Source organism: Roseateles sp. GW835-FHT13E02 (assembly GCF_058794035.1).
In genome coordinates, this window is the sequence record NZ_JBXAGJ010000013.1 from 23,648 (window position 1) to 47,943 (window position 24,296).

Genomic DNA, 24,296 nt, shown 5'->3' on the forward strand with positions numbered 1-24,296 from the left:
CGGGCGGTTAGCTCAGCGGTAGAGCACTGCCTTCACACGGCAGGGGTCGCAGGTTCGAACCCTGCACCGCCCACCAGTTTTTTTGAACGGAGCTCGGCAATCGTATCGAGCCCACCCAAGAATCCTGATCGTCGTCGCCCGCCTCAGATTACCGGGCGGTTAGCTCAGCGGTAGAGCACTGCCTTCACACGGCAGGGGTCGCAGGTTCGAACCCTGCACCGCCCACCAGATCAAGCCCAGTGAACGAAAGTTCGCTGGGCTTTTTTCTTGCCCGCGTGCGCCCGGGCCTGCACCCGCTGTTGCGCCCATGCCGACAGTTAGGCACTCAGGCCCGTCAAGCGGGGCTGGGCAAGCCTGTCGCAGTGGACAGCGCCGGAGTGGCTTGGCATGCTGCCAAGGCCCCAGCTCTTTGAGGATTCCTCCATGCTTCGACGCAGCGCCGAATGGTTCGATGCCCAGTACAACAACCGGGCGCGTGTGCCCGACAGTGCGGTGCTGCTCGATCGTTGGACGCGCGCCTCGCAGCTGGTACGGGATCAGGCGCCTTGCGTGCTCGACATTGTCTACGGCGCCGCTCCCAGCGAGCGGCTCGATGTGTTTCCGACCGAAGCGGCACAGGCGCCCGTGCTGGTGTTTCTGCACGGCGGTTACTGGCGTGCCCTCGACAAATCGGACCATTCCTTTGTCGCCAGCGCCTTCACCGACGAGGGCGCGATGGTGGTGGTGCCCAATTACGCGCTCTGCCCCTCGGTCAGCATGGAGCGCATTCCGCTGCAGCTGGTGCACAGCCTGGCCTGGGTCTGGCGTCATGCCGCCCAGCATGGGGGCGATGCCAACCGCATCGTGCTGGTCGGGCATTCGGCCGGGGCGCATCTGGCCGCCATGCTGAGCTGCTGCGACTGGAAATCGGTGGCGCCCGATTTGCCGCGCCATCTGGTCAAGGGGGTGCTGTCGATCTCGGGCCTGCATGACCTGACCCCGATCCGACAGACGCCGTTTCTGCAGGGTGATCTGAAGCTCGATGCCGACAGCGTGCGGCGCCTCAGTCCGGTGCATTTCCCAGCACCGGACACGCCGCTGTATGCGGTCTGTGGCAGCGAGGAGAGCGAGGAATTCCGGCGCCAGAACCGCCTGATCCGCCAGGCCTGGGGCCGGCGCGCCGTGCCCATCTGCGAAGAGATTGCCGGCTGCAACCACTTCGACATCCTGCACGACCTGGCCGACCCGCAAGGCCGCAGCCACCAGCTGGCGCGCAAGCTGCTCGATCTGCGCTGGTACAGCGCCTTGCTCTGAGGTCAAGCTCCGCCGTGCCGTTGTATTGGCGCGCTACCATGCAGTCGCGCCCAGAGATGGTGGAGCGCGAAGGAGATTCATGAGCATCAGCGCAGACAGCGTGTTGAGCCTCGAGGCTTACAGCGACTACCGGCGAGCCCACCACGAGGACATCCTGGAGCACCGGCAGCGCCGTTCGGTGCTGCTGGGCGAGCACATGCGTCTGCAGTTCGAGAGCGAGCAGACCCTGCGCTACCAGCTGCAGGAGGTCTTGCTGGCCGAGCGCCTGGTCGACCCTGAGGATGTGGAACGCGAGCGCGTGCTCTACGCGGCCTTGGCACCGCGCGGCAGCGACTGGCGGGCCACGCTGATGATCGAGTTTGCCGACGCCCGCCAGCGCGAGCAGGAGCTGCCCCAGCTGGCCGGCGTCGAGCAGCGCTTTTTCGTGGAGATTCAAGGCCTGGGTCGGGTCTACGCCGTGGCCAATGAGGACATGCCGCCGGAGCCCAAAGCTGGCTCGCCTGATGGCGCCGCGCCGGCCGCGCCCTCGGCGGTGAGCTCGATTCATTTTCTGCGATTCGATTTCAGCCCCGAGCAGCGCGACGCCTTGCGCACCGGCGCCTCGGTCACCGTGGGCTGTGAGCATCCGGCCTATCCGGTCGATGTCGAGATCCCTGCGGCCACCTTGAGCAGCCTGCTGGGCGATTTCAGCAACTGAGCCCGGGCGAGGCTCAGGACATGCCGACGTAGCGCCCGGGGCGGTGGTTGATGGCCAGGGCCGCATTGATGGCCACCATGCCGACCAAGGACAGGCCCACGCGCTCGGGGGCGACAAAGGCCAGGGCGCTGAGCAGGATCAGGCCATCGAGGCCGGCCTGCACATAGCCGGCGCGCCAGCCGCGCTTTTCCTGCAGGTAGAGCACCAGCACATTGAGCCCGCCCAGCGAGGCGCGGTGGCGGAACAGGATCAGCATGCCGGCGCCGATCAAGAGGCCGCCGGTGATGGCGGCGAACCAGATGTTGAGCTCGGCGAACTTCAGCCAGCGCGGCAGCACCTCGGCCAGCACGGCCATCAGGCTGACCGCGGCGATGGTGCGCAGGGTGAAGGGCAGGCCCATGCGCCGGTAGGCCAGCCAGTAAAACGGCAGATTGATGCAGAAGAACAGGGTACCGAAGGGCAGGCCCGAGGCGTAGTGCAGCAAGAAGGCGATGCCCACCGTGCCGCCGGTCAGCATGCCGGCCTGCTTGAACAGCGCCACGCCCAGGGCCACGAACAAGGTGCCGGTGACGATGGCCTGCACATCCTCCAGCGGCGAGTGGCGGAAGCTGCGGCTCAGGGTCTCGCGCAAGCTCATCCGGTGATGCCCGACATGAAGTACTTGATCACGCCTTTGGCCAGAAAACCGACCAGGCCGAAGCCCAGGCCCAGCAGCAGGATGAAGGTGCCAAAGCGGCCGGCCTTGGACTCGCGGGCCAGCTGCAGGATGATGAACACCATATAGGCCATGAAACCGCCCACGCCCCAGGTGAGGCAAAACTGGGCGAGTTCCTGTTCGCTGTATCCAAACATCCTGGTGTCTTTCGGTCCGGTCCGGTCTTGGCGTCTGTGGTTTGGCGTTCGTTCAGTCGTGCACGCTGACCAGATCGCGGTAGGCATGCCAGCTGGCATGGCCCAGCAAGGGCACGACCAGCACCAGGCCGACCATGAAGCTGGCCATGCCCAGCAGGGTCAGCAGCATGATGATGGCGGCCCACAAGGCCACCGGTGCCGGGTACTCCATGACCACGCGCCAGCTGGTGAAGACAGCACCGAGCACGCCGATGTCGCGGTCCAGCAGCAGGGGCACGGCGACCAGGGTGGAGGCAAACACCGGCGCAGCCAGCAGGGCGCCCAGGGCCAGCCAGGCTTCGAACAACGGTGTCTCTTCGTTCAGCACCACATGGCGGATGAAATCAATCGGCTCGCGAATGGCGTGGCCGCTGAAGCCGGTGATCAGCGAGGCGGAGGTCATCACCCAGCCGGTGCCGGCAAAGGCCAGCAGCACGCCGAACACCACCAGCCGCCCATCGCGCGGCCACCAGGTGTGCAGCACGGTGTGCAGATTGGGCGAGCGGCCCAGCTCCAGATCACGGCTGATCACGTAGAGACCTGTGGCCAGGATGGGGGCTACCAGCAAGAAGCCGCTGAAGGCACCGACCAGCAGCCAGAAATGATGGCGCGCCAGCAGCACGATCACCGCGCCGGCGATGGCCATGGCGAGGCCATGGGCCAGCGAGGCACCCGGGCAGCGCCACATATCGCGCCAGCCACGGGCCAGCCAGCCCAGGGGGCGCAGGGCGGGGATGGGCTTCACGCCAAATTTGCGTGACTGCGCCAGGGCTTTTTCGGTGTCCAGAAAGGGCATGGGGTGCGGGGCGAGCTCAGGGAAGATGATGACATGCTCGCATGTCGCGGTCCTTGATGCCCATCAAGACAAACACGGGTGCAAGACTGCAAGCGCGCGGCGCAGCAGCATGCGCCGGGTATCAAGCCGGCAGGCTCACCGCGTCGAGCAATTCACTTTCGATCTGCAGCTGCGCCCGGTTGTGCTGCAGGGCCGGGCCGTCGACGAGGAAGGTGTCTTCCACCCGCTCGCCCAGAGTGGAGATCTTGGCCAGCTGCAGATTGATGCCGTGACGGGCCAGCACGCGGGCGATGGCGTAGAGCAGGCCGGCGCGGTCGCTGGTGCTGATGGAAAGCAGCCAGGCCTGGCCGCGTTCGTCGGGCCGCAGGGCAATGCGCGGGGTGTAGGGGAAGCTCTTGACGCGGCGCGAGAGCCGGCCACGGCGTGGCTCGGGCAGCGGGCCTTCGGCCTGCAGGGCCTGGCCCAGCTTGTTTTCGACCAGGGGCACGAGGTCGCGGTGGTTGAGCTCCAAGTCGGGGCTGATGACCTGGAAGGTGTCCAGGGCGAAACCGCGCTTGGTGGTGTGCACCTTGGCGTCCAGGATGTTGAAGCCGGCGCCGTCGAAATAACCGCAGATGCGGGCGAACAGGTCCTGGCGGTCGGGCGCGTAGACCAGCACCTGCAGACCTTCGCCAATTGGCGAGGGCCGGGCCTGGACCACCGGCGTGGCCGTTTGAACATGGCGCCAGAGCGAGCGCGCATGCCAGGCCAGCTCGCCCGCCTCGTGGCGCGCGAAATAGCTGATGGCCAGGGTCTCCCAGAGCGCGGTCTCGGTGCCAGGCAGCATGGAGTGCAGGGCCAGGCTGTGGCGGGCCTCGTTCTTGCGCGCCTCGATCTCGGCAGCCAGATTGGGCTGGGCGCCGCCCAGGGCGCGCAGGGCCAAGCGGTAGAGGTCTTCCAGCAGCTTGCCCTTCCAGGCATTCCAGACCTTGGGGCTGGTGCCGCGGATGTCGGCCACGGTCAGCAGGTAGAGGGCGGTCAGGTGGCGGGCGTCGCCGACCTTGGCCACATAACTCTGGATCACCTCGGGGTCGGAGAGGTCTTCTTTTTGCGCCACGCGCGAGTGGGTCAGGTGGTGGCGCACCAGGAAGACCACCAGCTCGCTGTCTTCCTTGCTCAGGCCGTGGTCGCGGCAGAAGCGCCGCGCGTCGTCGGCGCCGAGGTCGGAGTGGTCGCCGCCGCGGCCCTTGGCCACATCGTGGAAGAGTGCGGCGATGTAGAGCAGCTCGGGCTTGTCCCACTGCGAGGCCAGCTGCGAGCAGAAGGCGTACTCGTGTGCATGCTCGGGGATGAAGAAGCGGCGCACATTGCGCAGCACCATCAGGATGTGCTGGTCCACGGTGTAGACGTGGAACAGGTCGTGCTGCATCTGGCCGACGATGCCGCGGAACACCCAGAGGTAGCGGCCCAGCACCGAGGTCTGGTTCATCAGCCGGAAGGCATGCGTCTGCCCCTCGGGCTGACGCAGGATCTGCATGAAGGTGGCGCGGTTCACCGGGTCGCGGCGGAAGGCCGCGTCCATCTGCTCGCGGGCGTTGTAGAGCGCGCGCAGGGTGCGGGCCGACAGGCCCTTGATGCCGGGCGTCTGCTGGTAGATCAGAAAGGTGCGCAGGATGGCATGGGGCTCGCGCTGGTAGAGCTCGTCGCTGGCCACTTCGAGCATGCCGGCCCGGTCCAGGAACTGCGCCTCGTGGCCTGGGATGGGGCGCATCAGCCCTTGTTGCGAGCCGTTGATCTGCTCCTCCAGATTGAGCAGCAGGATCTGGTTCAGCTGGGTCACGGCTTTGGCCGCCCAGTAGAAGCGCCGCATCAGCACCTCGGAGGCACGCTGCTCCTTGGTGGATTGATAGCCAAAGCTCTCGGCCACGGCGGTTTGCAGGTCGAAGACCAGGCGGTCTTCGCGCCGGCCCGCCACCGCATGCAGGCGCGCGCGGATCAGCTTGAGCAGGCCTTCGTTGCGCTGCAGCTGGCGGCTCTCAAAGGCCGTGATCAGGCCGCGCGTGGCCAGGGCCTTCCAGGTGTGGCCCAGGCCGGCGGCGCGGGCGATCCAGATCAGCACCTGCAGATCGCGCAGGCCGCCCGGGCTTTCCTTGCAGTTGGGCTCCAGCGAATAGGGCGTGTCGTCGAACTTGGTGTGGCGCTGTTGCGCTTCCAGCGTCTTGGCGCGCAAGAAGGCGCTGACATCCAGATGCTCGTGCTGGCGCTGCACCAGCTGCTTGAACAGCGGCCGCGCGCCGGCCAGGGGGCGTGCTTCCAGCAGGGCGGTTTGCACCGTCACATCGCCGGCGGCCTCTTGCAGGCATTCGCCCAGGGTGCGCACCGAGGAGCCCAGCTCCAGGCCGATGTCCCAACAGGCGGTGATGAAGGCCTCGATGCTTTGCTTGACGGCGCCCGGCTGGTGCGCCTCGACGCCGTCGGGCAGCAGCAGCAGCACATCGACATCGGAGAAGGGGAAGAGCTCGCCACGGCCATATCCGCCCACGGCCACCAGGCAGAAGCCCGGCGGCATGGCCGCCTGGGCCCAGAGCTGCTGCAGGATGCCGTCGACATGGCGCGCCAGCTGGCGCAGCAGGCGCTCGGCGGCGCGCTGCGTGGGCAGGCCGGCGCGGAAGGTGTCAATCAGCGCCTGCTTGCCACTCTTGAGCTGCTGGCGCAGCTCGACCACAGGGTTGGCGCTGCTGCTGCTGGCCATGGCGGCGCCCTCAGGTGCAGGTGCTGCTGATGAAGGCGGGCAGGGCGGGGCTGCCCTCGGACAGGGTGAAGACCTCGTAGCCGGTCTCGGTCACCATCAGCGTGTGTTCCCACTGGGCGGACAGGGAGCGGTCCTTGGTGACGATGGTCCAGCCATCGCCGGTTTCCTTGATCTCGCGTCGGCCGGCGTTGATCATGGGTTCGATGGTGAAGACCATGCCGGGCACCAGCTCTTCCAGCGTGCCGGGGCGGCCGTAGTGCAGCACTTGCGGCTCTTCGTGGAAGACCTGGCCGATGCCGTGGCCGCAGAACTCGCGCACGATGGAAAAGCCATTGCTCTCGGCAAAGCTCTGGATGGCATGGCCGATGTCGCCCAGGCGTGCGCCCGGCTTGACCTTGGCAATGCCCTTCCACATGGCCTCGTAGGTGAAGGCGCACAGGCGCTTGGCGGCGATGGAGCCCTCGCCAACCACAAACATGCGGCTGGTGTCGCCATGCCAGCCATCTTTGATGACGGTGACGTCGATATTGACGATGTCGCCGTTCTTCAGCGCCCGGTCATTGGGGATGCCGTGGCAGACCTGGTGGTTGACCGAGGTGCAGATGGACTTGGGGTAGGGGATGTAGCCGGCCGGCGTGTAGTTCAGCGGCGCGGGGATCGCCTGCTGGACATTGACGATGTAGTCATGCGCCAGCTTGTCGAGTTGTTCAGTGGTGATGCCCGGTTTGACATGCGGGGTCAGCATGTCCAGCACCTCGGAGGCCAGGCGCCCGGCAATGCGCAAGGCCGGGATGTCGGCGCCGGATTTGATCGTGATCGTCATGGGGCGGGATTTTACGTGCTGCGCCGCCGGCTTGCCCTGCCTACCATCGCGGCTTCTTGGTTCTGGGCTCTTGGGTCCGGGCTCTCGGTTCTGGGTTGGGCCTGCGGCGACGGGCGGGAGGGGCAGCAGGGATGACACAGGCAAGCGAAGTGGGCTCGGGCGGCGCGGGATCAGACCCCCTGGAACGGAGTGCCCGCCCCTCGGCCCACCGGCTCGGCGCCATCGATCTCTTGCGCGGCCTGGTGGTGGCGCTAATGGCGCTGGACCACACGCGCGACTTCTTCGCGCCCATGAATTTCAACCCGCTGGATCTGAGCCAGAGCAGCCCGGCCTGGTTTTTGACGCGCTGGATCACACATCTGTGCGCGCCGACCTTTGTGTTGCTGGCGGGGCTGTCGGCCTGGCTGCGCGGCCAGCGCCACAGCCGCGCGGACATGAGCCGCTACCTGCTGAGCCGTGGCGCTTTGCTGGTGCTGCTGGAGCTGAGCTGGGTCAGCTTCAGCTGGCAGTTTGGTTTTGAGACCCTGATCTTGCAGGTGATCTGGGCCATCGGTGTGGCCATGATGGCGCTGGGCCTGCTGATCTGGCTGCCGCGCTGGGCCGTGATCGCCGTGGTCGCCGGCCTGATCCTGCCGCACAACCTGCTCGATGCCTGGCATGGCAAGGGCGCCAGCTGGGCCTTCATGCTCTGGCACCAGGGCGGCTTCTTCAAGCCGGCCGCCGCCGGGCCGGGGGTGATGGTGGTGTATCCGCTGATGCCCTGGATCGGCTGGATGGCGGCCGGCTATGCGCTCGGGCCGCTGCTGCGCGGGCCGGCAGCGCAGCGTCAACGCTTTCTGCTGCGGGCGGCCCTGGGCTTGTTGCTGGGTTTTGTACTGCTGCGTGCCACGGGTCTTTACGGCGACCCGCATCCCTGGGTGGCCCAGGGCCGGCCGCTCTGGTATGAGGCCCTGGCCTTCATCGACGTGCACAAATACCCGCCCTCGCTGCTCTACCTGGCCATCACCGGGGCCTTCACCTTGGCTGCGCTGGCGGTGCTGGAGCGCGCGATGGAAGGCGGGGGCTTGCAAGCGCCCGCGCCGCTGATGCTGTTCGGCCGCCACGCGCAGTTTTTCTACCTGCTGCACATCGCCCTGATCCATGGGCTGGCGGGCGCCTGGTACTGGCTGCGCTACGGCGCCTTGCCCAGCGACGAGGCGCACATGCCGGCCGGCTATGCGCCCTCGCTGTGGGTGTGTTACGGCGCCTGGCTGGGCGTGCTGGGCCTGATGTGGGTGTTGTGCCGGGCCTGGAGCCGCTGGAAGCGGAGTCGGGCTCAGTCCTTCCAGACGATGATGCCGAAGTAAGAAGTGACCAGGACCAGCACGCCGAAGACGATGCGGTAGTAGGCGAAGGGCACAAAGCTGTGGCTGGAGATGTAGCGCAGCAGCCAGCGCACGCAGATCCAGGCGCTGATGAAGGAGAACAGCAGGCCGACCGCGAACATGGGCACATCGTCCATGCTGAGCAGGGCGCGCTCCTTGAGCAGGCTGTAGGCGCCGGCGCCGATCAGGGTCGGGATGGCCAGGAAGAAGGAGAAATCGGTCGCGGCCTTGCGCGACAGACCCATCAGCATGCCGCCGATGATGGTGGAGCCCGAGCGGCTGGTGCCCGGCACCATGGCCAGACACTGGATCAGGCCGACCTTGAGGGCGTCCAGCGGCGTCATATCGTCCACATGGGCGATGCGCACGGCGGCCTGTTGGCGGCGCTCGGCCCAGAGGATGATGAAGCCGCCGATGATGAAGGTGCTGGCCACCACGGTGGGGGTGAACAGATGGGCCTTGATGGCCTTGCCGAACAGCAGTCCCAGGATCACCGCCGGCAGAAAGCCGATGGCCACATTGAGGGTGAAGCGGCGTGCGCGGGCATCCGAGCCCAGGCCCGTGGCCACTTCGCGCAGGCGCTGCCAGTAGACCAGGATGACGGCGAAGATCGCGCCGGTCTGGATGGCGATGTCGAAGACCTTGCTCTTGGCGTCATCGAAGCCGAGCAGGGCGCCGGTCAGGATCAGGTGTCCGGTGGACGAGATGGGCAGGAACTCGGTCAGCCCCTCGACGATGCCCATGATGGCGGCCTTGATCAGCAAAACGATGTCCACGCAGGGCACTCCCTCTGTCGCTAAAAAGTCTCAAAAATGTCGGAAAAACGGGCCGGATGATAGCTGGTGGGTCATGACGGCCCGCTGAGCTTGCCGCTCGCCGGCCCCGATTGACCTGGCTCGATGCCGCCGCCTATATTGCTGACCCATTGGTCAGTAACGCTCTGTTTACACCCCATGGCTGCGCCATCTTCGCCTCCTGTTTCGCGTTCCGAGCCAGCCGTGGTGAGCCCGGCTGCGCGCCAGCGCCGCAAGCAATCGCGTCCGCAGGAACTGCTGGCCGCGGCGCTCGAGCTGTTCGTGGAAAAAGGCTTTGCCGCGACCCGCACCGAAGAAGTGGCGGCCCGCGCGGGCGTCTCCAAAGGCACGCTCTATCTTTACTACTCGAGCAAGCAGGATTTGTTCAAGGCCGTGGTGCGCGAGTGCCTGGTGGCCCAGATTCACGAGGCCGCCGCGCTCAGCGCCCAGCACCAGGGCCCCGTGGCCGAGCTTTTGGGTCAGGTGTTGCAGGCCTGGTGGCAGCGGGTGGGGCAGAGCACGGCCGGCGGCATCGCCAAGATCATGGTGGCCGAGGCGCGCAACTTCCCGGAGCTGGCGGCCTTCTACACCGAGGAGGTGATCCTGCCCATCCGGGCCCTGCTGGTGGGGCTGATCGAGCGCGGCGTGGCGCGCGGTGAGTTCCGCCCGGTGCCGGTGGAAGCGACGGTGCATGTGCTGATCGGGCCCATCCTGCACATGATTCTTTACCAACATTCCTTCGCGGCCTGTGCCTGTGGCGGGCCCACAATCGAGCCCGCCGCGGTCCTGGAAGTGCAGCTTGATCTGATGCTGCGCGGGCTCCTGGCGCCGGCTGTGGCTTGTCCGACATGAGTGCGTGTGCGGGCAGGGCGCTTCGGGCCCGCTGTCTTTGCGCGCGGCGCTTGTTGTGTTCATCCCCTGGCGCGTCCTGGCCGCATCAGGCCTGAAAAGAAGAGTGTTCATCGCATGAAGCCTTGGTTGAAGATCGCCGTTCCCGTGCTGGGTGTCTTGGTGTTGCTGGGCCTGGCGGGCTCCTGGATGAAGGGGCGTGGGTCCGCTGGGGCCGCCGCTTCAGCGTCTGCCCCGGCTGCGGCCAGCAAGGCGCCGGTCGCCCTGGCCCTGGCCGAGATCGACGTGGCGCGGGTGCAGCGCCTGCGTTTTGCGCAAACCCTGGAACTCAGCGGCAGCTTGAAGGCCCGGGAGTCGGTGGTGATCAAGGCCAAAGTCGCCGGTGAGCTGCAGCGCCTGGATGTGCGCGAGGGCGACAGCGTGCGCGCCGGCCAGGCCCTGGGCCAGATCGACCCGGTCGAGGTGGACCTGCGCCTGCGCCAGGCTCAGGAGAACGCCGCCGCGGCCAAATCGCAGCTGGACATCGCGCAGCGCAACCTTGACAACAACCGCGCCCTGGTGGCCCAGGGCTTTATTTCCTCCACCGCCATGGAGACCGCCAGCGCCAGTGCGGCCGGTGCCCGTGCCACCCTGCAAGCGGCCGAGGCCGCCGTGGGCCTGGCCCGCAAGGCCCGGGCGGATGCCCAGCTGGTCTCGCCCATTGCCGGCCAGGTGGCGCAGCGCCTGGCCCAGCCGGGCGAGCGCCTGCCCCTGGACGCGCGGGTGCTGGAAATCGTCAACCTGAGCCAGCTGGAGCTGGAAGCGGCCGTGGCACCCGAGCTCAGTGTCGGCCTCAAGCCCGGTGCAGCGGCCCAGCTGCAGGTGGAGGGCCTGGCCGAGCCCGTGCCGGCCACGGTGGCACGCATCAACCCGGCCACGCAGAGCGGCTCGCGCTCGGTCATGGTCTACCTGCGCCTGGAGGGCCGGCCGGGCTTGCGCCAGGGCATGTTTGCCCGCGGCCGCATCCTGCTGGACGAGCGTGAGGCCCTGGTTGCCCCGGCCTCCAGCCTGCGTCTGGACAAGGCCAAGCCCTATGTGCTGCAGATCGCGGATGGCCGGGTCAAGGCCCAGACGGTGGAGCTGGGCGCCAGCGGCGAGGCGCTGATCCAGGGCCGCAGCGTGGCGGTGCAGGAGCTGCGCTCGGGCGTGGCGGACGGCGCGCTGCTGCTGTCCTTGTCGGCCGGCCAGGTGCCGGAGGGCACGCCGGTGAGCATGGCAGCTGTACCGGCTGTAGCGTCTTCAGCGGCCTCACGCTGATTGGGCCTCCGCCATGTGGTTCACCCGCGTTTCCATCCAGAACCCCGTCATGGCCGTCATGGTCATGCTGGCCTTTGTCGTGCTGGGCCTGTTCAGCTACCAGCGCCTGTCGGTCGATCAGTTTCCCAATATCGACTTCCCCACCGTGGTGGTGCAGATGGACTATCCGGGCGCTTCGCCCGAGATCGTCGAGAGCGAAGTCACCAAGAAGGTGGAGGAGGCCGTCAACACGGTGGCCGGCATCAATGCCCTGACTTCGCGCTCCTACGAGGGCAGTTCGGTGGTCATCATCGAGTTCAACCTCGACGTCGACGGCCGCAAGGCGGCCGAGGATGTGCGCGAGAAAGTGGCGCTGATGCGGCCGAATCTGCGCGATGAGGTCAAGGACCCGCGCATCTCGCGCTTCGACCCGCAGAGCACGCCCATCTTCAATGTGGCCATCCTCTCGGAAGACGGCAAGAAGAACACCCAGGAGCTGACCACCTGGGCCACTCAGGTGCTGCAAAAGCGCCTGGAGAACGTGCGCGGCGTGGGCTCGGTCAGCGTGGTGGGCGGCTTGCAGCGCCAGATCCAGCTGCAGCTGCGTCCGCAGGCCATGGAGGCGCTGGGCATCACGGTGGATCAGGTGCTGGCCGCCGTGAAGAGCGAGAACCAGGAACTGCCCATGGGCAATCTGCGCTCGCTGGAGCAGGAGCGGGTGGTGCAGATCAATGCCCGGCTCAAGCGGCCGGAGGATTTCCGCGACATCGTGGTGGCGCGCAAGGGCGGCGCCTCGGTCAAGCTCTGGCAGGTCGCCGATGTGGTGGACGGCCCGCAGGAGGTGGAAAGCCTGGCGCTCTACAACGGCCAGCGCACGGTGCTGCTGAGTGTGCAGAAGAGCCAGGGCGAGAACACCATCGAGGTGGTCGATGGCCTGCAGCGCGCGCTCAAAGAAGCGCAAGACCTGACCCCGCCGGGCGTCAAGATCGAGGTCAACCGCGACAATTCGCGCGCGATCCGCGTTTCGGTGGCCAATGTCAAGCGCACGCTGTTCGAGGGCGCTGCGCTGACCATCCTGATCGTGTTCCTGTTCCTGAACAGCTGGCGCTCGACCGTCATCACCGGCCTGACCCTGCCGATCGCCCTGATCGGCACCTTTCTGTTCATGTATGCCTTCGGTTTCACCATCAACAACATCACCATGATGGCGCTCAGCCTGTGCGTGGGCTTGTTGATTGACGACGCCATCGTCGTGCGCGAGAACATCGTGCGCCATGTGCAGATGGGCGCCACGCCGCGCCAGGCGGCGCTGGACGGCACGGCCGAGATCGGCCTGGCGGTGCTGGCCACCACCTTGTCCATCGTCGCGGTGTTCCTGCCCATCGGCTTCATGGGCGGCATCGTCGGCAAGTTCTTCCATGAGTTCGGCATCACCATCGTCGCGGCGGTGCTGATCTCCATGTTTGTGAGCTTCACCCTGGACCCCATGCTGTCCAGCGTTTGGCATGACCCGCATGCGCATGGCGTGCACCGCGGGCCGCCGGTGACGCTGTACGACAAGACCCTGGGCCGGCTGACCGGCGCGGTCGATCGCTTCACCAATTGGCTGTCGGCCGGCTACCAGCGCATCCTGGCCTGGTCGCTGCGCCACAAGGGCTCAACCCTGCTGATCGCGCTGGCGACCTTTTTGTCCAGCTTTGTGCTGCTGGCCGGCGTGGGCAAGGAGTTCGTGCCCAAGGCCGACCTGTCCGAGACGCAGATCAATTTCTACACGCCCGTGGGCTCGGCCCTGGAGGTGACCGAGGCGCGCGCCAAGCAGATCGACGCCTTGCTGCGCGAGCTGCCCGAGGTGCGCTACACCGTGGCCACCATCAACAGCGGCTTTGCCGCCGGCAAGATCTACGGCGCCATCTATGTGCGCCTGGTCGACCGCAAGGACCGCCAGCGCAGCGTGGCCGATCTGGCCGAACCGATGCGCCAGCGCCTGGCCACCGTGCCCGGCATCACCGTCACCAACATCGGCCAGACCGATCTGGGTGGCGGCAAGAGCCTGCAGTTCTCCATCCAGGGCAGTGACTTGGGCGAGCTGGAGCGCATCTCCAAGCAGGTGGTGGCGCGGCTGCAGAAGATTCCCGGCCTGGTGGACCTGGACACCACGCTCAAGCCCAACAAGCCGACCGTTGCGGTCGAGGTGAAGCGCGATGTGGCGGCCGACGCCGGCCTCAACGTCAATGCCCTGGCGGGCACGCTGCGCACCTTGCTGGCCGGCACCACGGTGGGCAACTGGCGCGCCTCGGACGGCGAGAACTACGATGTTTTGGTGCGCTTGGGGCCGCAAAGCCGCGACTCCCTGGCCGACTTGCAGCGCATGCCCATCAACCTGCCGGCGGCCGCCGACGGCGCGCCGCGGGTGATGGCGCTCTGCCAGCTGGCCGAGGTGCGACCCTCGACCGGGCCCAACCAGATCAACCGCCGCGATATGGCGCGTGAGATCACCATCGACGCCAACGCCCTGGGGCGCAGCTCGGGCGAGGTGTCGGCCGACATCAAAAAGGTGCTGGACGAGGTCGCTTTCCCGCCCGGTTACCGCTACAGCTTTGGTGGCTCCACCAAGAACATGAACGAGTCCTTCCAGTACGCCGTCGGCGCCCTGGGCCTGGCCGTGGTTTTCATCTACATGATTCTGGCCAGCCAGTTCAAGAGCTTCTTGCAGCCGCTGGCGCTGATGAGCTCGCTGCCACTGACCCTGGTGGGCGTGTTCCTGGCTTTGCTGCTCTTCCGCTCCACGCTCAATATGTTCAGCGTCATCGGCATCGTCATGCTGATGGGGCTGGTGACCAAGAACGCGATTCTGCTGATCGACTTCGCCATCCGCTCGCGGGCCGGCCAGCATGGCAACGGGGTGGATCAGGAGCCCATGGAGCGCGAGGCGGCCTTGCTGCATGCGGCCCATGTGCGCCTGCGGCCGATTCTGATGACCACCCTGGCCATGGTCTTCGGCATGGTGCCCCTGGCTTTTGCGCTGACCGAAGGCTCCGAGCAGCGCGCGCCCATGGGCCAGGCGGTGATCGGCGGGGTGATCACCTCCTCGCTGCTGACCCTGGTGGTGGTGCCGGTGATCTATTGCTATCTGGACGATCTGGCCGCCTGGGCGAAACGGCGCTGGACAGGAAATAGAATTCCCGCTGTACCGGGCACGGCCGACGCCGCCGCCGCGGATTGACAGCACAACACGGAAAGACTGACTGAGATGAACATCGAACAAGCCCGCTTCAACATGATCGAACAGCAGATCCGCCCCTGGGACGTGCTGGACGCTGGCGTGCTGCAGCTGCTGGCCGTGGTCAAGCGCGAAGACTTCGTGCCGCCGGCCAGCAAGGGCCTGGCCTTCATGGACACCGAAGTGGCCCTGGCCGGCGGACAGCGCATGCTGGCCCCGCGCGTCGAGGCCCGCCTGCTGCAAGAGCTGAAGGTGGCGCGCCATGAGAAGGTGCTGGAAGTCGGCACCGGCAGCGGCTTCATGGCCGCGCTGCTGGGCCACCGCGCCCAGCGCGTGCTGAGCCTGGAAATCAACCCCGAGCTGGCCGCCCAGGCCACGCTCAACCTCAAGCGCGCTGGCGTGCTGAATGTTACGGTCCTGGAGCAAGACGGCTCGCAAGGCCTGGCCAAGGAAGCCCCGTTTGATGTGATCCTGCTCTCGGGTTCGGTGGCCGAGGTGCCGTCGGCACTGCTGGCTCAGCTCAAGGTCGGCGGCCGCCTGGCCGCCATCGTCGGCGAGGAGCCGGTGATGCGCGCCCAGCTGATCACCCGCGTGGACGACAAGAACTACCGCACGACCGAGCTTTTCGACACCGTGGCACCGCGCCTGCAGGGCTTCGCCGAGCGCAGCAGCTTCCAGTTCTGAGTGGCTGCCCTGCGATGCTGCCTTCTCTGAGCGTCACCGATCTGCGCGAGCTCTGTGCGCGCAGCGCACCCGGAGCGGCGCCAGCTTCAGCGCTGTCGGCGCCCTTGTTGCTCGATGTGCGTGAGCCCTGGGAAGCGGCCCTGGCCCGGATCGACATCGAAGGGGTGGCCAGCTGCCTGATCCCGATGGGCCAGTTGCCCGAGCGCCTGGACGAATTGGACCGCTTGCAGTCCATCGTCTGTTATTGCCATCACGGCATGAGAAGTCTGCAAGTCGTCGCATTTCTGCAGCGCCAGGGCTTCGATTCCGTCTATAACCTCGCCGGTGGCATTGATGCGTGGTCCTTGCAGGTCGACCCTGGTGTGCCCCGCTACTGATGACCAAACCCAACAAGTGCGCATCCCGCTAGGATCGCGGCTCAGGAATCAAAAAGCTAATCGCTGACAAGGAAGCTCATGCGTGACCCCCGTGCAATGAATTCGCGCCACTCCTCCTCCAACCCGGGCCGTGCCCTGAGCCGCATCGGCATGGCCCTGGCCTTGTTGATGGCCGGCGGCGCCCAGGCGCAAAGCCTGCAGGAGCTCTACGACGCGGCCCGCGCATTCGATGCCCAGTACCTGTCCGCCCGCGCCCTGGCCGATTCCGCCCAGTACAAGGCCGCCCAGGCCGACGCCCTGGCCCGCCCCAGCCTGGGCTTGGGCGTCACGGCCAAGCGTGATGAGACCGATCCGCCGAACTTCAGCCGTGTCGGCGCCACCTCGCTGAGCGCCGGCCTGCAGGGCAAGTACGCGCTTTACAACCGCAGCAACCAGCTGACCATCTCGCAGGCCCAGCTGGGCCTGACCGTGGCCCAGGCCGATCTGGAAACCGCCGAGCAGGACCTGATCGTGCGCGTGGCACAGGCCTACTTTGATGTGCTGGGCGCGCAAGATGCGCTGGGCACCGCCCGCGCCAGCAAGGCCATGATTTCCGAGCAACTGGCCTCGGCCAAGCGCAATTTCGAAGTCGGCACCCAGACCATCACCGACACCCGCGAAGCGCAGGCCCGCTACGACCTGGCCCTGGCCACCGAGATCGCGGCCGAGAACGACCTGCGCATCAAGAGCGTGACCCTGGACCAGCTGGTCGGCCGCAACGGCGTGACGCCCAAGCCCCTGGCCGTGCCCGTGGCCCTGCCGGCCGTGACGCCGCTGACCGTGGACCCCTGGGTGGCGCAGGCCGAAGAGCAGCACCCCCTGGTGCGCAAGGCCCGCCTGGGCCTGGATTCGGCCAAGATCGAAATCGACAAGGCCCGCGCCGCCGAAGGCGTGACGCTCGATCTCAACGGCAGCCTGGGCACCGTCAATGCACGCGGCGCGGGTGCGCAGCTCAAGGGCACGACCCACAATGCCAGCCTGGGTGTGACCCTGAGCCTGCCGCTCTACACCGGCGGTGCCACGCAAAACCGCATCAAGGAAACCCTGGCCTTGGAACAGAAGTCGCGCAACGACCTCGACTACGCGCGCCGCGCCGTGTCCGAAGGCACCAAGCGCGCCTTCTTCGGCGTGCAGTCGCTGACCGCCCAGGTCAAGGCGCTGGAAGCGGCCGAGTCCTCGTCCAAGCTGGCGCTGGAAGCCACGCAGCTGGGCTACAAGGTCGGCGTGCGGGTCAATCTGGACGTGCTCAACGCCCAGACCCAGCTCTTCAACACCCAGCAAAACCTGGCCAAGGCGCGCTACGACGTGGTCATGACCAGCCTCAAGCTGCGCCAGGCCTCGGGCCAGCTCAAGCCGGAGGATGTGTCGGCGGTGAACCAGCTGCTGGCCAAGTAAGCCAAGCGCTGCAGGCCAAGGCAAGGCTTGCGCAGCCCGCCCAGGCGAGAGGCCTCGGCGGGCTTTTTCATGCCCGGCTGCCTGGCCTGTCACGATGGCTGGGCGAGAATACCGGTCATGCTTTACCTGCTCTCTCCCGCCAAGTCGCTGGACTACGAAACCCCGGTTCCCGACGCCCTCAAGCCGCTGATCAGTCAGCCCCAGTTCACTGCCCAGTCGAGTGAATTGATCCAGGTGCTCAAGACCCAGACGCCGGCGGACATCGCCCGCCTGATGGACCTGTCCGAGGCTTTGTCCGAGCTCAATGTGGCCCGTTACCAGGCCTGGCGCCCCCGCTTCACCGAGAAGAACAGCAAGCCGGCTGTGCTGGCCTTTGACGGCGATGTCTACGATGGCCTGCAGGCCAAGACCTTGAATGCCGAGCAACTGCAATGGGCGCAAGCCCATGTGGCCATCCTCTCGGGCCTGTACGGCGTGCTGCGCCCCATGGATTTGATGCAGCCCTACCGGCTGGAGATGGGCACGCGCCTGGCCAATCCGCGCGGCAGCAATCTTTACCAGTTCTGGGGCGACCGACTGGCCGAGCACCTCAACGCGCGCGCGGCCTCCAGCCAGGTGCCGGTGATCGTCAACCTGGCCTCGCAGGAGTACTTCAAGGCCGCCGATCGCAAGGCCTTGCAGCCGCGGGTGCTGGAGTGCGTGTTCGAGGACTGGAAGAGCGGCCAGTACAAGATCATCAGCTTCTTCGCCAAGCGCGCGCGCGGCCTGATGGCGCGATTCGCCATTACCGAAGGCGTGGACACGCCGGCCGGCCTGCTGGACTTCAATCTCGACGGCTACCGCTACCATGCCGAGGTGTCCACGGCCGAGCGTCTGGTGTTTCGCCGTCGCCTGGCCGACTGATCGTTTTTCGTTTCTCTTCCTCTTGTCCCTCGCTTCACCATGAGTGCACAACAACTGATCACCGCCGAGCTGCGCCAATGGATCGGCGCCCAGCTGGCCCAGGGCTGCAGCCAGGAGCAATTGCTGGCTGCCATGCAAAGCAGTGGCTGGGATGCCTCGGTGGCGGCTGCGGCCTTGGCGCAGACGCTGGACCCCTCCCTGGTGCAGCCCATGGCCGCCAATGCCGCCATCAGTCAGGCGGTGCGCGATGCGGCCGCTGGCAGCGCGGTGCCCGAGCCCGATCTCAGCGGGGGGTGCCCGGTGATCCGGCTTGGGGATCGCGAGGTGCGGGTGCTGCTGAGCCTGCGGCATCCGCGCGTGGTGGTGTTCGGCGGCCTGCTGTCGGACGAAGAGTGCGATGCCATGGTCGCCCAGTCCGAGGCGCGCCTGGCGCGATCGGAAACCGTGGCGGCCAAGGACAGCGGCAGCGAGGTCAACGCGGCTCGCACCAGCGAGGGCATGTTCTTCGAGCGCGGTGAGAACGAGCTGATCCGCCGCATCGAGGCGCGCCTGGCGGCCCTGATCAACTGGCCGGTCGATCACGGCGAAGGCCTGCAGGTGCTGCGTTACCGCCCCGGTGCCGAGTATTTGCCGCATTACGACTATTTCGACCCCGGCATGAGCAGTACGCCGGCCATCCTCAAGCGCGGCGGTCAGCGCGTCGGCACGCTGGTGATGTACCTCAACACGCCGGGGGCGGGCGGCGCCACCATCTTCCCGGACATCGGCCTCGACGTGCTGCCGGTCAAGGGCAACGCGGTGTTCTTCAGTTACGACCGGCCGCAGCCTCAAACCCTGACCCTGCACGGCGGCGCGCCCGTGCGGGAAGGCGAGAAATGGGTGGCCACCAAATGGTTGCGCCAGGGCGTGTTTGTCTGAGGCGCTGCCAGTTCAGCAATTCGCGTAGGAAATGAAAACCATGAGCAAGAACAAGAAGCAAGCGACCGTGTCTCGAATGGTGGCTGTGTGCTTGGGTCTGTCGGCCACGCTGGGCATGATGGCGCCCGCCTGGGGCCAGATCAGCAGCCAAGGCACCGTCATCCAGACCCCGCAGCCGGTGGCGCCGGCCGTGGTGGGCCTGCACCAGCTGGAAGACGCGGCCAAGGCGGCGCCGGCGGAAGCCGTGGTCAAAGCTGGCAAAGCATCGGGCAGGGCCGCGAACAAGGCTGCCAACAAAAAGATCAACAAGGCCGCCGCCAAGGCAGCCCCGGCCAAGAAGGCCAAGGCGAGCAAGTCCGCCAAGCCTGCCAGCAAGGCCAGCAAATCAGGCAAAAAGGCTGCTGCCGAGGGCGTCGGCAAGAGCAGCAAGAGCGGCAAAAAAGCCCAGCAGGCCAGCGGCAAGCGCAAGGCGCATTGAACCCAGGCCTGCGCGCGGGATGATTGGCGGCGCCGGGAGGCGCGCTAGCCAGCTCGACGTTTGCAGGGTTCAGCCGCGCAGTGGCAACTGGCTTTGCTTCAGCTGTCGCAGCACAAAGCTGGACTTGCTGTGGCGTATGCCCGGGATCTTGTAGAGCCGCTCGCGCAGCAGGCGCTCGTAGTCGCGCGTGTCCGAGACGGCGATGCGCACGTAGTAGTCGTAGTCGCCCGAGACCAGAAAGGCCTCCAGCACTTCGGGGATCTGCTCCAGCGCGCGGCCGAACTCGAACAAGGCCTCGTCGGAGTGGTTGTCCAGCGTGACCTGCACGATCACCGTGTCGGCCAGGCCGATCTTGGCGGCATTGAGGCGCACGGCATAGCCTTCGATCACGCCGGCTTCTTCCATGCGCTTGATGCGCGCCCAGCAGGGCGAGCTGGTCAGGCCGACCTGGCTGCTCAATTCCTGCAGGCTGATGCGGGCGTCCTGCTGCAGGCAGGCCAGGATGGCGAAATCAAATTTGTCGAGCTTCATGCTGTTGGAGTTTAGCTTTGCAGCAAGATTTGCTTCTTCGGTTTGATTTTGAGGAAAAATTCAGAAGCCTTTGCTGCGTGTTCTTGGGCACAGTGCTGGCATGAGTGCATTGCCCGAAACCTTGTTCGACGCGGCGCCGGATCTGGCTCCGGTGTGTCTTCAGCCCACCATCCCGCGCAACGGCGCGCAGGCCTTGATTGCCAGCCTGCTGGCTCTGGGCGTGGACACCGTGTTCGGCTACCCCGGTGGTGCCGTGCTGCCACTCTACGACGCCTTGCATGCCGAGCCGCGCCTGCGCCATGTGCTGGTGCGCCACGAGCAGGCGGCCGTGCATGCGGCCGAGGGCTATGCGCGCAGCACGGGCAAGGTGGGGGTGGTCTTCGTGACCTCGGGCCCGGGTATGAGCAACACCACCACCGGTCTGCTGGATGCCTTGTGCGACAGCATCCCGGTGCTGTGCATCAGCGGCCAGGTGGCGACCACGGCGATCGGCACCGATGCCTTTCAGGAATGCGATGCGCTTGGCATCTCTCGGCCAGTGACCCGGTGGAATGTGCAGATCCGCACCGTCGACCAGGTGGCGGCCACGGTGGAAGAGGGCTACCGACGCACGCGCAAAGGCCGACCGGGGCCGGTGTTGATCGATTTCCCCAAGGACATCCAGCTGCAAGCCCTGGCCGAAGACAGCTGGCAGGCGCCCGTGCCCCGCCGGCCTGAGCCCGGCCGGCCCGATGCCTGCGCGGTGGACGCCGCCCTCGATCTGCTGCAGGCTGCACAGCGCCCGGTGTTCTACGGCGGCGGTGGCCTGATCAATTCGGGCGCAGCGGCCTGCGCCAGTTTTCAGCGCCTGGTCCAAGCGACCGGCGCGCCATGCACCCTGACCTTGATGGGCTTGGGTGCTTTTCCGGCTGCCAGCCCGCAGTGGCTGGGCATGCTGGGCATGCACGGCAGCCTGGAGGCCAATCTGGCCATGCACCATGCCGATGTGATCGTCTGTGTCGGCGCGCGCTTTGACGACCGGGTCACCGGTCGGCTCGACAGCTTTTGCCCGGGCGCCAAGATCATCCACCTGGACATTGATGCGCGTTCCATCGGCAAGGTCGTGCGCGCCGATGTCGCCCTGCGCAGCGACTGTGCCGCTTCGCTGGCGGCGTTGGAGCAGGCCTGGCAGATGCGCGGCCTGCACCTCGACTTGCAAGCCTGGTGGTCGCGCATCGCCCGCTGGCGGGCGGCCGACAGCTTTGGCTTCGAGGACAGCGGCAGCGGGCAGATCGTGCCGCAGGCCTTGATGCGCCAGTTGCAGCGGGCCATCGAGCGGCAGCGCCCGGCGCAAGGCGCCATCGTCTCGACCGATGTTGGCCAGCATCAGATGTGGGCGGCCCAGCATCTGCAGTTCCAGGCGCCCGGCCGCTGGCTGACGTCAGGTGGCGCTGGAACCATGGGTTATGGCCTGCCCGCAGCATTGGGGGCACAGATTGCGCATCCGGAGGAGCTGGTGGTCTGCGTCAGCGGCGACGCCTCGGTGCTGATGAACATCCAGGAGCTGTCCACCGCCGTGCAGCACCGCCTGCCGGTCAAGCTGGTGCTGTCCAACAACGGCCGCATGGGCATGGTGAGGCAGTGGCAGGAGCTGATCCACGGCGGCCGCTACAGCCACAGTTACACCGAGGCGCTGCCCGATTTCGTGGCCCTGGCCCAGGCCTTCGGCTGGCAAGGCTTGCGGGTCGAGCGGCGCGAGGACCTGGACGCGGCGCTGCAGCAATGCCTGGCCAGCGCCGGGCCCTTTTTCCTCGATGTGCAGGTGCGGGCCGAGGAAAACTGCTTCCCCATGATCCCGGCCGGCGCTGGGCACCAGGAGATCTGGTTGGGCAAGGAGCGGGCTTATCTCGAAGAAGCCGAGCTGCCCTCATCCTCCGGCTGAAGGGGCTTGGACATGGGCAGCTGGATGAAGCTGCTGCTCAACCAGCGGATGTGCAGAGGCTCGCCCGCATACGCGGCGCTCTCCTCGCTGACCGGCTTGCCGGTGCCGTGATTGACCTGAGCGCCACTGTTTTTGTTGACGTTGACTTGCAGCACCAGGCGACTGCCCGCATGCAAGTGGCGGGCCACCATGCGCGTGCGCTCGAAGGGGATGCGCTGGACCCGTCCGGGCGTCAGCAGCCGGCGCTGGCTCATGTCGCGGGCATGGCTGGCGCGGCCGAGGAAGTAGGACAGGTGAAGGTAGTCGCCTTGCGCCGTCAGCTCGTAGAGCACAAGGCCCAGATCGACGTCCCGCTTGTTGATCACCAGGTGCAACTCGCCGGAGAAGCGGCCGGCCAGATTCATCGCCTGCTTCAAGGGGGCGCTGACAAAGGTGTAGCCGCTGCTTGTGTCCAGCTCGCGGCGCAGGATCGGGGCAGGGTAGTAGTCGGTGTTGCTGCTGTGCTGGCGATCGGCGAGGTCCAGCGTTTGTTCAAAGCCGTGAGCTCGCTGGCGGCGGTCTGGGGTCAGCTCCGTGCTCCGTCCATCGGCCGATGGGCTCAGGTACAGGCGCTGGTTCTGGCGGTGAAGCGCTTTCAATGACGGCGCATGGAGCCAGCGGTTGGTGCCCATCACTTGGTAGTTGATGCGGTCTTTGAGGAGGGCTGGGCGTGGACCACCTTTCAGCTGGTGGTCCAGCCACTGGAAGGTCAGCTCCTGGGTGTCGAACTGCGCAACCGGGTCGATCGCGTAGCCGCGCAGCACCGGTGCCTTGAAGGACGATTGCGCGCCGCCGTGGTCGTAGGGGCCGATCAGCAGCACATGGTTCGGCCGCGGGTGGTGGGTTTCATGCTGCCGTAGGTATTCGAGGGCGGAGATCTGCCCGTCGTCGTAATAGCCGGTGATGCTGAGCACAGGGATGTCAATGCGCGCATAGTCGCGGCCTTGCGGCACCATGGACTGCCAATACCCGTCGTAGCTCGGGTGTTGCAGCCAGCGTTGCAGCCAGGGGTTGGCTTGTCCGTCGATCTGGTCGATGTCTCGGTGGGGGCGGCCGCTCTCATACCAACGATCCGCCAGGCGGTTCCAGCGCTGCGAATCGAAATAGCTGGTCTTGTCGAGGTAGGCGTGGTTGCCCACGTAAAACGCCCAGCCGTAGTTGGCATTCAAGCCAACATTGTTTTCCATGGGCAGGCCCTGCCCAGGCATGGCCGCGACATAGGGCACGATGGTTTTCAGGGCCGGGTGTGGGCGCTTGAGGGCTGCCCATTGGGCAAAGCCGTCGTAGCTGCCGCCGAACATGCCCACCCGGCCATCGCTCCAGGGTTGCCGGGCCATCCAATCGATCACGGCATTGACGTCACGGTGTTCAAACTCGTAGGGCGCGATCGCATCCGGGCTGCCCGCCTTGCCGCGCGAGTACGCCGCCACGCCCACATAGCCGCGCTGGGCCGCGTTGCGGGCTTGGCGCCACAGATCCTGTTCATCGGCGTAGATGCTGAAGACCAGAGTGGCCGGCAGACGAGCCGGCGCGTTCCTGGGGCGCATCACAAAGGCGGAGAGCGTCGCGCCGTCGGAGCCGCGCACCTGAGCCTGTTCTCGCAGGTAGCGGCGTTCTTCCTCGGCCTGCAGCAAAGGTGGTATCAGCGGCAACACGCTGCGGAACACCAGCCAGGGTTGGTAGGCGCGAACCCGTGCCTTGATCTGTTCCTGCGTGAGGTGGACCGAAGCATCCAGCGGCGCTGCCTTCAGTTGAGTCCGCCAGTCCTGCTCGCCGCGCTCCAGGTTGTAGGCAAAGCTGCGTTCCACGCGCATGGCTTGCAAGTCGCTGAGTGCATGCAGGACCTGCGTGTAGGTCGAGTTGAAGGCTGCAGCAAAGCCCGCACTGCCTTCGGCCTGGCTCAGGCGCAGGGCGCGGGCGTAGATCTCGTAGTTCAGATAGCTGAGCTGGGGCTCCGCCTGGCCTTGGCGCATCTGGTCTTCGCGCAGGCGGCGCAAACTGTCGAGAGCGCCGGTCGCGTCCTCGGCGACGAGCTGCAGCCGCATGCGGTTCAGCCAATCGACCCCGCGGGCGGCATTGCCCGGACCTTGGGGTGATGGAGTGGTGCTGGCTTCAGGATTCGGGCTTTCGGTCAGCACCCTTTGTGCCCACGCACGCATGGCTGCCATCTCGGGAAGTTGAGTCTCTTCTTCTGCGGCCACAGCGCGCACGGAGGGCTTGCCCGCCGAAGGTGCTTGGGCCCAGGCGGTGGCGCTCATCAGGGATGCCCAACACAGAC

General features: G+C 66.5%; 21 protein-coding genes and 2 tRNA genes. 15 read left to right on the forward strand and 8 right to left on the reverse strand.

Features of this window, described 5'->3' with window-relative positions; all coding sequences use genetic code 11:
* Nucleotide 1: 1 nt before the first annotated feature.
* From AC1Q6P_RS13900 to AC1Q6P_RS13915, 4 genes are all read left to right on the forward strand, one after another.
* Nucleotides 2–76: transfer RNA gene (locus AC1Q6P_RS13900), tRNA-Val, on the forward strand.
* A gap of 77 nt (nucleotides 77–153) precedes the next feature.
* Nucleotides 154–228: transfer RNA gene (locus AC1Q6P_RS13905), tRNA-Val, on the forward strand.
* 195 nt (nucleotides 229–423) lie between these two features.
* On the forward strand, nucleotides 424–1,293 hold the full coding sequence (locus tag AC1Q6P_RS13910) for an alpha/beta hydrolase (RefSeq protein ID WP_492664634.1): 870 nt from the start codon (nucleotides 424–426) through the stop codon (nucleotides 1,291–1,293).
* A 79-nt stretch (nucleotides 1,294–1,372) separates the two neighbouring features.
* Nucleotides 1,373–1,990, forward strand: coding sequence for a DUF3501 family protein (locus tag AC1Q6P_RS13915; RefSeq protein WP_165794501.1), 618 nt, complete (start codon nucleotides 1,373–1,375; stop codon nucleotides 1,988–1,990).
* A 13-nt stretch (nucleotides 1,991–2,003) separates the two neighbouring features.
* On the opposite strand, the gene AC1Q6P_RS13920 is transcribed toward AC1Q6P_RS13915, so the two are convergent.
* The 5 genes from AC1Q6P_RS13920 to map form a co-directional block, all read right to left on the reverse strand.
* Complete coding sequence (locus AC1Q6P_RS13920; protein WP_492664633.1) at nucleotides 2,004–2,627, reverse strand: YitT family protein; 624 nt, start codon at nucleotides 2,625–2,627, stop codon at nucleotides 2,004–2,006.
* Nucleotides 2,624–2,842 (reverse strand): DUF2788 domain-containing protein, encoded by a 219-nt coding sequence (locus AC1Q6P_RS13925; RefSeq protein ID WP_102767082.1) that lies wholly within the window; start codon nucleotides 2,840–2,842, stop codon nucleotides 2,624–2,626. The genes AC1Q6P_RS13920 and AC1Q6P_RS13925 overlap by 4 nt, the downstream gene beginning before the upstream one ends.
* Before the next feature lie 52 nt (nucleotides 2,843–2,894).
* Nucleotides 2,895–3,677 (reverse strand): DUF2189 domain-containing protein, encoded by a 783-nt coding sequence (locus AC1Q6P_RS13930; RefSeq protein ID WP_492664632.1) that lies wholly within the window; start codon nucleotides 3,675–3,677, stop codon nucleotides 2,895–2,897.
* A gap of 121 nt (nucleotides 3,678–3,798) precedes the next feature.
* Nucleotides 3,799–6,408: a [protein-PII] uridylyltransferase gene (locus AC1Q6P_RS13935; protein ID WP_492664631.1), complete on the reverse strand. Its 2,610-nt coding sequence runs from the start codon at nucleotides 6,406–6,408 to the stop codon at nucleotides 3,799–3,801.
* Nucleotides 6,409–6,418: 10 nt separating this feature from the next.
* On the reverse strand, nucleotides 6,419–7,231 hold the full coding sequence (gene map, locus AC1Q6P_RS13940) for a type I methionyl aminopeptidase (RefSeq protein ID WP_171828048.1): 813 nt from the start codon (nucleotides 7,229–7,231) through the stop codon (nucleotides 6,419–6,421).
* Between the two features lie 131 nt (nucleotides 7,232–7,362).
* On the opposite strand from map, the gene AC1Q6P_RS13945 reads away from it, so the two are divergent.
* Nucleotides 7,363–8,577, forward strand: a complete 1,215-nt coding sequence (locus AC1Q6P_RS13945) for an acetyltransferase domain-containing protein (protein WP_492664630.1) — start codon at nucleotides 7,363–7,365, stop codon at nucleotides 8,575–8,577.
* Here the strand turns inward: AC1Q6P_RS13945 and AC1Q6P_RS13950 are convergent.
* A complete protein-coding gene (locus tag AC1Q6P_RS13950; protein ID WP_492664629.1) occupies nucleotides 8,547–9,371 on the reverse strand; it encodes an undecaprenyl-diphosphate phosphatase in 825 nt (274 codons plus the stop codon). The two genes, AC1Q6P_RS13945 and AC1Q6P_RS13950, sit on opposite strands and share 31 nt — an antisense overlap.
* Nucleotides 9,372–9,596: 225 nt before the next feature.
* Here AC1Q6P_RS13950 and AC1Q6P_RS13955 point away from each other — a divergent pair, with 225 nt between their 5' ends.
* From AC1Q6P_RS13955 to AC1Q6P_RS13995, 9 genes are all read left to right on the forward strand, one after another.
* Nucleotides 9,597–10,241 carry a TetR/AcrR family transcriptional regulator gene (locus tag AC1Q6P_RS13955; RefSeq protein ID WP_492664628.1) on the forward strand — a complete coding sequence of 215 codons (645 nt, stop codon included), beginning with the start codon at nucleotides 9,597–9,599 and terminating at the stop codon, nucleotides 10,239–10,241.
* Between the two features lie 114 nt (nucleotides 10,242–10,355).
* A complete protein-coding gene (locus tag AC1Q6P_RS13960) occupies nucleotides 10,356–11,534 on the forward strand; it encodes an efflux RND transporter periplasmic adaptor subunit (protein WP_492664627.1) in 1,179 nt (392 codons plus the stop codon).
* A gap of 13 nt (nucleotides 11,535–11,547) precedes the next feature.
* The gene (locus AC1Q6P_RS13965; RefSeq protein ID WP_492664626.1) at nucleotides 11,548–14,736 is read left to right on the forward strand and encodes an efflux RND transporter permease subunit; all 3,189 of its coding nucleotides are present in this window, start codon (nucleotides 11,548–11,550) and stop codon (nucleotides 14,734–14,736) included.
* 27 nt (nucleotides 14,737–14,763) lie between these two features.
* Nucleotides 14,764–15,417 (forward strand): protein-L-isoaspartate O-methyltransferase family protein, encoded by a 654-nt coding sequence (locus AC1Q6P_RS13970; protein ID WP_271009752.1) that lies wholly within the window; start codon nucleotides 14,764–14,766, stop codon nucleotides 15,415–15,417.
* 14 nt (nucleotides 15,418–15,431) lie between these two features.
* The gene (locus AC1Q6P_RS13975) at nucleotides 15,432–15,794 is read left to right on the forward strand and encodes a rhodanese-like domain-containing protein (protein ID WP_492664625.1); all 363 of its coding nucleotides are present in this window, start codon (nucleotides 15,432–15,434) and stop codon (nucleotides 15,792–15,794) included.
* A gap of 78 nt (nucleotides 15,795–15,872) precedes the next feature.
* Complete coding sequence (locus AC1Q6P_RS13980; RefSeq protein ID WP_243392720.1) at nucleotides 15,873–17,228, forward strand: TolC family outer membrane protein; 1,356 nt, start codon at nucleotides 15,873–15,875, stop codon at nucleotides 17,226–17,228.
* Between the two features lie 117 nt (nucleotides 17,229–17,345).
* On the forward strand, nucleotides 17,346–18,131 hold the full coding sequence (yaaA, locus tag AC1Q6P_RS13985; protein ID WP_492664624.1) for a peroxide stress protein YaaA: 786 nt from the start codon (nucleotides 17,346–17,348) through the stop codon (nucleotides 18,129–18,131).
* Nucleotides 18,132–18,170: 39 nt separating this feature from the next.
* A complete protein-coding gene (locus AC1Q6P_RS13990; protein ID WP_492664623.1) occupies nucleotides 18,171–19,049 on the forward strand; it encodes a 2OG-Fe(II) oxygenase in 879 nt (292 codons plus the stop codon).
* Nucleotides 19,050–19,089: 40 nt separating this feature from the next.
* A complete protein-coding gene (locus AC1Q6P_RS13995; protein ID WP_492664622.1) occupies nucleotides 19,090–19,527 on the forward strand; it encodes a hypothetical protein in 438 nt (145 codons plus the stop codon).
* A gap of 69 nt (nucleotides 19,528–19,596) precedes the next feature.
* Here AC1Q6P_RS13995 and AC1Q6P_RS14000 read toward each other — a convergent pair whose 3' ends face one another.
* Nucleotides 19,597–20,058 (reverse strand): Lrp/AsnC family transcriptional regulator, encoded by a 462-nt coding sequence (locus AC1Q6P_RS14000; protein ID WP_102767068.1) that lies wholly within the window; start codon nucleotides 20,056–20,058, stop codon nucleotides 19,597–19,599.
* A gap of 100 nt (nucleotides 20,059–20,158) precedes the next feature.
* On the opposite strand from AC1Q6P_RS14000, the gene ilvB reads away from it, so the two are divergent.
* Complete coding sequence (gene ilvB / locus AC1Q6P_RS14005; RefSeq protein ID WP_492664621.1) at nucleotides 20,159–21,979, forward strand: biosynthetic-type acetolactate synthase large subunit; 1,821 nt, start codon at nucleotides 20,159–20,161, stop codon at nucleotides 21,977–21,979.
* On the opposite strand, the gene AC1Q6P_RS14010 is transcribed toward ilvB, so the two are convergent.
* On the reverse strand, nucleotides 21,940–24,177 hold the full coding sequence (locus tag AC1Q6P_RS14010) for a CocE/NonD family hydrolase (RefSeq protein WP_492664620.1): 2,238 nt from the start codon (nucleotides 24,175–24,177) through the stop codon (nucleotides 21,940–21,942). The two genes, ilvB and AC1Q6P_RS14010, sit on opposite strands and share 40 nt — an antisense overlap.
* Nucleotides 24,178–24,296 lie beyond the last annotated feature (119 nt).